The sequence below is a fragment of the Lactiplantibacillus sp. 7.2.4 genome, assembly GCF_018991185.1.
Lineage (GTDB): Bacteria > Bacillota > Bacilli > Lactobacillales > Lactobacillaceae > Lactiplantibacillus > Lactiplantibacillus pentosus.
The window spans coordinates 1-10,585 of record NZ_JAGYGS010000082.1; the positions used below are offsets into that span (position 1 = coordinate 1).

Genomic DNA, 10,585 nt, shown 5'->3' on the forward strand with positions numbered 1-10,585 from the left:
GTCCTACCGTTCCAAACTTTAATTTGCTTTAGAAATCGCGGCATTGGCTTGCTTATCAGCACTTGTCATGGCGGACTTCATCGTTGTTTTACCATCTAAGGCTTTTGCAACAAAGTTTTGATATGATGTGTTAACTGTCGCTGCAGTCGTCCCATCTTGCCATACGGTGGAATACTTAGTTGCACCTAACCAGGTCTTCATCGCATCGTTATCGGTTAGTTTCAATTCTTTAGCGACATCCGGACGGCTAGGCATGGTACCAACGGTCTTTGCCCACTTTGATTGACCTTCTTTGCTGGTGGCATACGCAATCCAAGCACTCGCAAGTGGCTTAACCTTACTACCAGCATATTCGCCCCAGCCAACGGTAAAGATCATCCCACGACGAGAACCTTTATAAGATGGCATTGGTAAGACGGCGTAATCTGTCTTGTACTGTTGATTTTGAACTTGATAAGTCCAATTTCCTTCTTCAGTCAGCGCAACTTTACCGGTCCCAAAAGCAGTCCCGTTGTCACCAGCGCCTAAATCCTTCGCAGTTGCGACTGCACCAGTTGCAACTAGCCGTTGATACAACTTCATATTTTCAAGTACTTTGGCACTGGCAAGATTAGCATCACCATTAGACTTAATTGGCTTCCCACCATCAGTCTTCATAATCGTATAATTGCGGGCCATATCTTGATCATAAGTCATCGCCTTGACCTTGTTCTTACCATAAGCTTTGTCGAGCTTAGCTTGGAATCCAGGTAGCCACTTGATCAAGCCATCATAGCTCGTTGGAATGCTTGTGATCTTAACGCCAGTCTTGTTCAACATCTTTTTGTTAACCATTAAGCCTAATGTTGAATTATCCTTAGGAACACCATACAAGTTACCCTTTGTTTTGAAGGCATTGATCAGATTAGGATAAAACTTAGAAGACTGCATCTGCTTAGCATCTAACTTTTCAAGTACCCCTTGTTTTTCAAACCACGGATACATTGATGAATCCATATAAAACGCATCTGGTGCTTTGTGTCCTGATAAATCAGCCTGAATCTGGGTGTTAAAATTCGTGTAGACTTTAGTTGTAACCTTAGCGCCGGTCTTCTTCTCAAAGCCCTTAATAACCTTGTTGATACCAGAACGTTCCTGATCACTACCGTACCAGATCCCAATTTTTAAAGTCTGACCTTTAAAATCAGTTTGCTTAGACGATGATGACTTGTTTCCACAAGCTGCCAACATGCCAACAGATGCCATTAGCGCAGCTGATACCCCGATACTTTTAATCCAACTTTTCATAACATGCTCACTCCTCAAGTAATTTACAAGTCTATGATTGCGCTTTCATTTTCACTTAATCGATACTGCTTACCCCGATGTTCAAAGCTAACTGGTGCTGTTGCATCAAGCGCTTTAACCGTCAAACGTGACTTACCAACTGTAATTCGTAACCGTTGTTGTTGCCAAAAGATTTCAAAGCTCAAATTGGTCCAAGCTTCCGGCAAATGTGGCTCAATTCTGAGCGTCTCACCTAACAACCGTACGCCCCCGAAACCGAACACGACTGCATTCCAAATACCGCCTAATGACGCTGAATGAGTGCCATCATTAGATGACGCCATGTCTGGACCAATATCAATCTGGCAGGCCCGCTGGAACAACTCATAGGCTTTATCGGTCATCTTAAGATCCGATGCTAATACCGCGTGTGTTGATAGGGACAAAGATGAATCATGTGTCGTTCTCGGTTCATAATAATCCCAATTAATCCGTTTTTCTTGAGCCGCAAATTTTTGTTCAAACAAGTACAGCAACAGTAGGACATCCGCCTGCTTAGTTACTTGAATCTTAGAAATCTGATCCAAGTTATAATCATTGAAGATGCCGCCAACATGTTCAGCCGTCTTGTACTTGCTTAAATCAATCGTCTTGAGAGACAAGTACGTATCATTTTCTGGAATCACACCATCAGCATTGGGCTGTAGCAAGTAAATTTTATCAACTTGTGCTTGCCATAATTGATAGTACTTATCCAAATCCAACTTCTGGTTGAGCTCGGCAAACTTCTTAGGCTCATTAGTTTTTAGCACTTCATACAAATCAATGGCTGTTTGCAACGTCCACTGAGCTGTGTAGTTGGTAAATGCATTGTTATTGATATGTTCTTTGTATTCATCTGGACCAATCACATCATTGATTTCGTAGCGATCAGCTGTTTCGTTATATTCAAGACGACTCGCCCAGAATCGAGCGGCATCCAAAATAATCTCGTAAACCTTGTCTAATGCGAATTGATCATCGCCAGTAGCATTAACATATTCCATCGCACCATACGCAACATCGCTCGTAATATGTTGTTCAATAAATCCAGACCAGATCTTCATCGCCCGACCAGTAATAATATCTGCAGCACCCCAGACCGGTGTCGATTCACCATCCGACGGCCAAGCCGCTTCCCATGGGAACTGGGCGCCTGCATATTTATTATCCTGGGATTTTCGATGTGCACCCGCGAGTCCCAAGTACCGATACTCAATCAGGCTTTTGGCCACTTCTGGTTTAGTAAAGATGTAATATGGCAACATAAAGATTTCAGTATCCCAGAAAGTATGACCTTTGTAGCCTTCACCTGTTAAGCCCTTCGCACCAATATTCATGCGGTGATCGTGTACAGGCGTTGAGATGGCTAATTGATAACGAGCAAAATTAAGTGCGACTTGATCGTCCATATCACTAGATTCTATTTGCAACTTACCGTAGTCCCACACTGATTGCTGCCAAGCTGCCGTCGTTGCAGCCAGTTGTTCGTCGAATGATTCGGCACATGCTGTCTTCAACTGTGTTAACCCAAATTCTTGTAACGCAGCTAAATCCTGACCTTGAAAGTCATTATCCCGATCAGTAACCAACGTGCTGTATTTGACAAATTGCAAGGTAGCTTGAGCTGCAATCGTATCCGTAAAATTGAAGAACACCTGTCGCCGCCCAATCTCCATATGCTGCTTAATCGCATGACCATCAGCCGTTTTAAACTTGTGACAAGTTGTCATTGCCATATTAATCTTCGACTCGTTAGTGCTGGTTAACATTTGCATAAACTCGCCGTCAAATAACCGCTTGTCGCCTTCAACTAAATGTTGCGAGCCACTGTTAGTCTGCTGTCCGTCAATCCCCGATTGCACTTTCACTATCGCTTGACCATCAAGCGGCGTGATCGTCACCCGTGAAACAATCAAGTGCCGATTAGCCATTGAAACTAATCGTTCAAACTTTAACCGGTAAGCATGCTCAGCAATCGTCCAGGTAAATGAGCGTGTCAATAAGCCACTTTTCAAATCAATGATTCGACGATAATCACTAACTTCCCCCTGATTAAGGTCCAATAACTGTCCGTTAATTTCGATTTTGATTTCTGTCACATCCGGTAAGTTCGGCAATTCATTAACCTCACCATCGAATTTATCAAACGTCCCTGCAATTAACATATCGCGGTGCTCACCAACATAGTGCTCTTCAGTGGCTGCACGAACCCCCATGTAGCCGTTCCCCTGGCACATCACCGCTTCAAATTTTCCTAAATGGCGAGAATTAAATTCTTTTTCTTGTAAAATCCAAGGATTGCTTGGATCCGTTCCAACTCCAAGTTGCATGAATACTGCCCCTCTCAATATCGGTAAAAATACCTATTCGACCGATGTAATATAATCCCTGCACCTGCCAAATAGATGCCTATTTGTATTGCAATCTGTAAGTGAAAAATCATGGAAAGCACGATAAATGGCAACAAATAACCGAGATACCATTTATAAATTTGCCGAATATCGTTACGGTCCCGATGTTTGTAAACGATCACCACCGCATAAATGACGGTGATCAAGAACACCACAACCAAACCAACGGTATTAATATTAGTTAAAGGTAAGTTTTTCATGGTTAGCCTCACTTCTCGAGCCGTACTAAATCTTTTTCTAATACCACCGTGCTATTACCAAAATAGTCATGAATCATTCGACCAGTCAGCGCACCTAAGACCAAACTGATTACACCGAAGATCCAACCCACGAATGGCAAAAAATAAATAACTTTCGTGACTTCTCGAATCCCGGCAATTAACATCTTGCCATTTGGTAGCTCGTCATTAATCAAGACATACTCGCGACCAATCTTCTTCCCCAATGTCTGTCCTTGATAGCTTGCAATCATGATGATGTTATAAACGACGAACCCTAGCTGGCCTAAAATATCTGCAACTCTAAAATTCGCATGTAAAATTAGAATTGCCAACACAACTACCGGGACATACACTACAATCACATCAACCATGCCTGCCAACACGCGTAGCAACAGATATTTAGATCGCATTATGGTCACTCCTTTTATTGACCTTCTTTTTGTTACAAAAACGTTTTCGAACATGGCTCAAATATAACCCTAATTCAGATTTTTAGCAAGCGCTTTCATTATTATTTATTCGGATTTTTTTGATTCAACATACATCTAGTTCTCGCTATCCATCACCAAAAGTGCTGCTATTTAGCGATCCATAGCACTTTTAATATTGTCTAGTGTGAGCAAAGTTGTCTTTGTAAAGTTAATATCCGCACTAGCTAAAGTTTCGGGATTGCCAATTCCAATCGAAGTTTCTTCTGCCGCATTAATCGCCGCAACGCCGGCCGCAGCATCTTCCACACCGATACATTGACTCGGATCTAATGCTAATAATTCAGCACCACGCCTAAAAATCTCAGGATCTGGTTTGCCATGTTTCAAGGTTGTTGGGTCCACGGCTTTAGTAAAGAAGCGGGATAAACCCAGCTTTTTCAGCACTAATGGTGAATTTTTAGAAGCGGATGCCAATGACATTTGGTAGCCCTGATCCTGTAACGCCACTAGAAATTCAGAGATGCCTGGCAAGATATTAGCCGGTGTCATTTGATTAACGAGCGTTAAATAATTCTCGTTTTTTTCTGTCGCTAACGAAACTTTTTCGTCTTCCGTAAATGCATTTTCCTTATTCCCACGTTCCAGAATCAAATTAAGTGAGTCCATCCGACTAATTCCCTTGAGTGCATCTCCCAATTGATCATCCCATTCAACACCTACCTTATCCGCCACTTGATGCCAAGCCTGCGTATGAAATGCTGCGGTATCAGTGATTACACCATCTAAATCAAAAACAAATCCCTTAATATCTTCAAATGTAGCCATGTGCCATTCCTCCTCATATTTGACCAACTATTGATGCCGGCGCTTATATTCATGTGACAGATGTAGTATAGCACGTTACGAAAACGTTTTCATTGTTATTTTGTATATTAGACACTATTTTTCAACATCTCCAGCCAGCGATTGAGGCACGATGCACACAAAAGCCACTTCAATTCTTGTCATTTTGAAGTGGCCTCACGTATTCGTTCTTCTATTGAGTTAACTTTTTGCCCAAGCTGCCCCCCGGATGGAAGATAGCAAAGTCTTCTTTGCTGAACTTTTTGAGTTCTGAAATCGTACATGCAATCGCGTCCCCAACCACTAGTACAGCCGTTGAGCTGGCAGTTGGAGCCAAATTGAGTGCATCCGCCTCCTTATCAATCGGAATCAATAAGCTTAAGTCAGTCTTCTCAGCCAAACTCGACGTTAGATTTCCAGTAAACGCAATTGTCTTAGCACCGATGACTTGTAGAGATGGTAATGGTGCCAATACTTCTCTGGTTTCTCCACTATTAGAAATTAAGATAACGATATCTCTATCTTCAATCATACCCAAGTCGCCATGCACACTCTCTGTTGCGTGTACAAAGAAAGCCGGTGTCCCAGTACTCGAAAAAGTCGCAGCCAACTTCCGTCCAATTAGTCCTGACTTTCCTACCCCCATAAAGATAACCTTACCTCTGCAAGCAAGAATTGCATCAATCACATCATGATAACGATCATCGACACTATTGCGAACCTTCTCTAACGTCTCCATCTCATTGTCAATTGTATTCGTGACTAGTGATAAAACTTCAGATGTCATAAGCTCATATCCTTTCTGTTTTTACACTATCCAGAATATGGAACCGATACCTCGCTTTCAATAGATTTCCATACTTACTTTTGTTCATAGTGCACTCAAAAAGTACAACTTAGTATAATTGTTCACTATTTAAAACGCTGCAATATCAGCAGCTTGGCTGATTTTATTTTGTTTAGATTGCGATCTTTATCGAGTTACAGGACAAAAGTGACAATGAAAGAGAATTGAAAAAGGTAGCGCTTACAACGTATGATGTAATTGTTCAAAGCGATAGGCAAAAGAGGTGAATTTAAATGTTAGAAAAAATTATCAAGCCTGAATATATCCGCTTGAATGTACAAGCAAACGATTGGGAGGATGCCATCAAAAAATCTGTAAAACCACTGCTAGACGCTCAATTGATCACAAGCGAATATGTCAATGAGATCATTCATTCTGTCCAAAACTACGGTCCCTATTTTGTCGTAGCCCCCAGAGTTGCACTGGCACATGCGCCAAGCAAATATGGAATTCATGAATTATCTATGGGGTTAACAGTTCTGAATCCGGCTGTTAGATTTCACAACAAAGATAATGATCCGGTATCTTTCATATTTACCCTAGGTGCGCCAGATTCCAGCTCTCATCTGCAGGCGCTTCAAGAGTTAGTCGCGCTGTTATCTAAAGACGATTTTTATGACTTTTTAGATCACGCCAACGACACAAATGCGGTATTTAACTACATTCAAGAATTTTGTAAACAAAATATTAATTAAAAGAGGTTGATTATTATGATTAAAGCTTTAGTTGCATGTCGTGCTGGTGTTGGTTCTAGTTTAATGTTAAAGATCAAATTAAACGAGGTCATTTCTGAACACAGTCTTCCTGTCACTATCGAACATTCTTCACTCGATGGTGTCCCAAGTTTTGATGGGCCAATCATCATCGCACTTAGTGATGTAGCTCAAGACTTACAGAATGAAGGAATTAAGAAGGAAATTATTGGGATCACCAACATTATGGACAAAAACGAGATCTATTCCAAATTAAGCGAAGCCGTTTCTAAAGTAGGTGCCTGAACTAAATTGGTCAATGAAAGGATGTTAAATCATGCAGTTTATTGTAAGTCTACTGTCTAATCCTGCCATTCTTTTAGGTATCGTCTCACTAATCGGGCTAATGGCACAACATAAAAAGCCAACTGACGTCTTGACAGGAACATTTAGAACCGCTATCGGATTCCTAATTTTCGGTGTTGGTGCTAGTACAATGACCACTACCCTACAAAACTTCAATACGATGTTTCAAAAGGGATTTCATATTACTGGAGTCATTGCAGCGCCAGAAGCTGCTACGGCATTAGCACAAGGCAAATATGGGTTTGTCGTATCTGTCACCCTGATCTTAGGATTCATTATGAACTTAGTATTTGCAAGAATTACACCATTTAAAAATGTCTTTTTTACCGGAGGACATAGTTTATTCTTTGCATGTGTTCTTGCATTAATCCTTAAAGCCTATGGTTATACCAATACTACTGCCATTATTGTCGGAGGTACCATCTTAGGATTTGTATCCGCAGCACTCCCTCAACTTTGTCAGCCCTTCATGCGTAAAATTACCGGTAACGACTCTCAGGCGATCGGACACTTTAATATGATTGGCTACGCTTTATCCAGCTTTCTCGGAGGTGTATTTAGTAAGCATAAAGATGAAACGACAGAAAACATCAAGTTTCCAGAATGGTTATCATTTTTCAAGGACTTTTTAATGGGTGTCGCTGTCGTTATGCTGATTATCTTCTATATTGCAGCGCTCGCAGCTGGTAAAACAGTTGTTACAAAGCTATCTGGCACAACAGATTGGCTAGTATATCCGCTTATTCAAGCTTTGACATTCACGGCTGGGATTTCAATTTTAATGAGTGGTGTTCGGATGTTCTTAGCAGAAATTACTGCGGCGTTTGTCGCCATTTCAGAAAAATTCATCCCAGGCTCACGGCCCGCGTTAGACGTACCTACAATTTTTCCGTTTGCACCTACCGCCGTACTTGTTGGCTTTCTGAGCTCATATACTGCTGGCTTACTTGCAATTGTTATCATGGTATTTTTGAAATTTCCGCTCGTCATTATTCCCGCCGCCCATATTTGCTTCTTCTCAGGAGGCACAGCTGGCGTCTTCGGTAATTCAACAGGTGGCTGGCGTGGGGCCATTTTAGGATCATTCGTTGTTGGGTTGTTGCTTGCCTTCTTGCCACTATTACTTTACCCAACCTTCTCTTCACTAGGAATTACTGGATCTACCTTCCCTAATGTCGATTACAACGTTATCGGATCGCTACTCAACTGGTTCCTAGGTTTAATTCACTAAGTTATTAGGAAGTGTGCGATTTATGAAAGTTTCCGGAATCATCGCTGCAATGGTTACGCCGCTCACCGATACCGGTGAGATTAGTTTAGAGCGTACAAAGGCACTGCTAGATAAACTGTTAAAGTCACAAATATCTGGCGTATTTATTCTTGGTACGAATGGCGAAGCATATATGTTTGACGAAAGTGAAAAGCTAAAATTTGCAAAGTTTGTCATTGATTATGTTGGACATCGAATCAACGTTTATGTCGGTACAGGCCTCAATAGTACAGGCAAAACGATTGCATTTAGTCAGAAGATTGCTGCCTTACATCCAGATGCATTGTCAGTGATAACACCTTTTTTCGTTCCACCTACTCAGGACGAATTAATTCATCACTATACTGAAATTGCAAATAATGTGGATATTCCTATTCTTATTTATAATATTCCAGGGAAAACCGGTGTTAATGTGGCTCCCGATACTGTTGCAGAATTATCGAAAAATAACAACATTATCGGTATCAAGGACAGTTCAGGAAAGCTGGATAACATGCAAGCATATCTGGACAAGCGGTCCCGCTCCGACTTCGCTGTTTTGGCGGGATCCGACTCAAAAATTCTTGAACTATTAAAGCTAGGTGGTGATGGTGCAATTGCAGCCACCGCAAATGTCTTGTCAGATAACGATGCTAATATCTTTAAATATTATCAAGCTGGAAATTTAACTGCCGCTGCGAAGTGTCAGGCTGCAATTGAACCACTTCGCTTGATCTTGCACGGCGCAACCACTCCTGGCGCCTTAAAGGTTGCAATAAAGCTCTGTGGAATCGATGTCGGACCAGCATGCGCGCCTTGCTTACCACCTTCAGCTGAACAACAACAAGCCATCTCAGCAGTCATTATTGATTATAAAAACAAGACTATTATCTAAGGTGATAATTATGAAAAAATTACAAATAATGAACCGAATTTATCAATCTGGCGCTCTCGCGGTCGTACGTGCGGACACTGAACGTGTTCTTGAAATTGCTTCAGGTATTTTGAAGGGTCACGTAGATGTAATGGAAGTAAGTTATACAAATTCTTCTGCCCCACTGGCAATTGATGCATTGCATAAAAAGTTTGATGAACGTATTTTAGTTGGTGCAGGTACAGTTCTTGACGCTCCTACTGCAAAAGACGCTATTTCTCATGGTGCCGCGTTTATTTATTCGCCTATTTTTGATAAAGAAGTTGCAGCAATCTGCAATCAATATCAGATTCCTTACGCACCAGGCTGTACATCCGTGACTGAAATGGTGGAAGCTGCCCGTTTTGGTGCAAGTTTTATCAAGGTATTTCCTTACGGTGGAATTATCGGACCAGATGTTATCTCAACGATCAAGACACCACTTCCTGATCTACCGTTACTAGAATCCGGCGGTGTCAACGGGGATAACATCACAGATTGGCTTGAATCTGGTGTAGATATTGTTGGTATTGGAGGTGCGTTTTCAAAAGGTTCCTCTGATGAGATTGCCAAAAATGCACAAGATATTAGAACTAAAATTGACAATTTTCGCCAGAAATAACAACTACTAGTCTCAGCTCCGTGCTTTTAACATCACTAAGGCACAGAGCTTTTAGTATTTATATTTTCCAACATTCAATTAATTATGATCAATAGTTTACACTAAAAATAGTATATTTTATCGAAAGAAGGAATACTATTGGATTTCAAACAATTGCAAATCATTGATATGTTAATTCAGTCCCCTACCATGACAACTCAAGACTTACTGACCAAGTTGAAGTACAGTGAGCGACAATTTGAATACACTTTAAGAAAAGTAAATAGCTTCTTTAAAGAACATGCGCTTGCGCCAATTAACGCTGATGGCATTTATATCGTTGTCCCACCAGAAACCTACAAATACATGTTAAGCCTGCGTTCTAACAAGGAAAACAAGCTGCCTGACAACTATATTCTTAGTAATGAAGAACGCCAACTATTCTTATTCTACCGTGTCGCTACTACTCAAGAATACTTGTCTCTCTTTCATTTGATTGACTTTGTCCAAGTCAGCCAGTCAACGATCTCAAAAGACATTAAAGAAATAAATACTAGACTGAAGGACAATCATTTACAGATACAGTATAGCCGTCAGAATGGTTACCAAGTTTCTGGAAGCGAAGCTAATATTCGATACCAGCTTATTCAGTCTGTTATAAAGCTACTTTCAACGAATGGAGAGAAAACGCTAAACACATTTA

12 protein-coding genes are annotated in these 10,585 nt (G+C 41.1%); 6 read left to right on the plus strand and 6 right to left on the minus strand.

Annotation, left to right across the window (positions count from 1 at the left end; all coding sequences use genetic code 11):
- Positions 1-18 precede the first annotated feature (18 nt).
- The 6 genes from KGF70_RS15500 to KGF70_RS15525 all read right to left on the minus strand — a co-directional run bounded on the left by KGF70_RS15500 (position 19) and on the right by KGF70_RS15525 (position 6,001).
- Positions 19-1,287, minus strand: a complete 1,269-nt coding sequence (locus KGF70_RS15500; RefSeq protein WP_105921864.1) for an extracellular solute-binding protein — start codon at positions 1,285-1,287, stop codon at positions 19-21.
- A 23-nt stretch (positions 1,288-1,310) separates the two neighbouring features.
- The gene (locus tag KGF70_RS15505) at positions 1,311-3,638 is read right to left on the minus strand and encodes a glycoside hydrolase family 65 protein (protein ID WP_216768635.1); all 2,328 of its coding nucleotides are present in this window, start codon (positions 3,636-3,638) and stop codon (positions 1,311-1,313) included.
- A 14-nt stretch (positions 3,639-3,652) separates the two neighbouring features.
- Entirely contained in the window at positions 3,653-3,919 is a 267-nt protein-coding gene (locus KGF70_RS15510) for a hypothetical protein (RefSeq protein WP_122211931.1), read from the minus strand.
- An 8-nt stretch (positions 3,920-3,927) separates the two neighbouring features.
- Positions 3,928-4,350, minus strand: coding sequence for an RDD family protein (locus KGF70_RS15515; protein ID WP_105921861.1), 423 nt, complete (start codon positions 4,348-4,350; stop codon positions 3,928-3,930).
- A 171-nt stretch (positions 4,351-4,521) separates the two neighbouring features.
- A complete protein-coding gene (pgmB, locus tag KGF70_RS15520; RefSeq protein WP_216768637.1) occupies positions 4,522-5,196 on the minus strand; it encodes a beta-phosphoglucomutase in 675 nt (224 codons plus the stop codon).
- A 211-nt stretch (positions 5,197-5,407) separates the two neighbouring features.
- Positions 5,408-6,001, minus strand: a complete 594-nt coding sequence (locus KGF70_RS15525) for an SIS domain-containing protein (protein ID WP_216768639.1) — start codon at positions 5,999-6,001, stop codon at positions 5,408-5,410.
- 293 nt (positions 6,002-6,294) lie between these two features.
- Here KGF70_RS15525 and KGF70_RS15530 point away from each other — a divergent pair, with 293 nt between their 5' ends.
- From KGF70_RS15530 to KGF70_RS15555, 6 genes are all read left to right on the plus strand, one after another.
- A complete protein-coding gene (locus KGF70_RS15530) occupies positions 6,295-6,756 on the plus strand; it encodes a PTS sugar transporter subunit IIA (RefSeq protein ID WP_216768641.1) in 462 nt (153 codons plus the stop codon).
- A 15-nt stretch (positions 6,757-6,771) separates the two neighbouring features.
- The gene (locus KGF70_RS15535; RefSeq protein ID WP_105921857.1) at positions 6,772-7,059 is read left to right on the plus strand and encodes a PTS sugar transporter subunit IIB; all 288 of its coding nucleotides are present in this window, start codon (positions 6,772-6,774) and stop codon (positions 7,057-7,059) included.
- Positions 7,060-7,090: 31 nt separating this feature from the next.
- Positions 7,091-8,350, plus strand: a complete 1,260-nt coding sequence (locus tag KGF70_RS15540; protein ID WP_216768643.1) for a PTS ascorbate transporter subunit IIC — start codon at positions 7,091-7,093, stop codon at positions 8,348-8,350.
- Positions 8,351-8,372: 22 nt separating this feature from the next.
- Positions 8,373-9,263 (plus strand): dihydrodipicolinate synthase family protein, encoded by an 891-nt coding sequence (locus tag KGF70_RS15545; RefSeq protein WP_216768647.1) that lies wholly within the window; start codon positions 8,373-8,375, stop codon positions 9,261-9,263.
- 10 nt (positions 9,264-9,273) lie between these two features.
- A complete protein-coding gene (locus KGF70_RS15550; RefSeq protein WP_105921854.1) occupies positions 9,274-9,903 on the plus strand; it encodes a ketohydroxyglutarate aldolase in 630 nt (209 codons plus the stop codon).
- Positions 9,904-10,041: 138 nt separating this feature from the next.
- On the plus strand, positions 10,042-10,585 hold a 544-nt coding region (locus KGF70_RS15555), incomplete at its 3' end, for a helix-turn-helix domain-containing protein (RefSeq protein ID WP_216768649.1).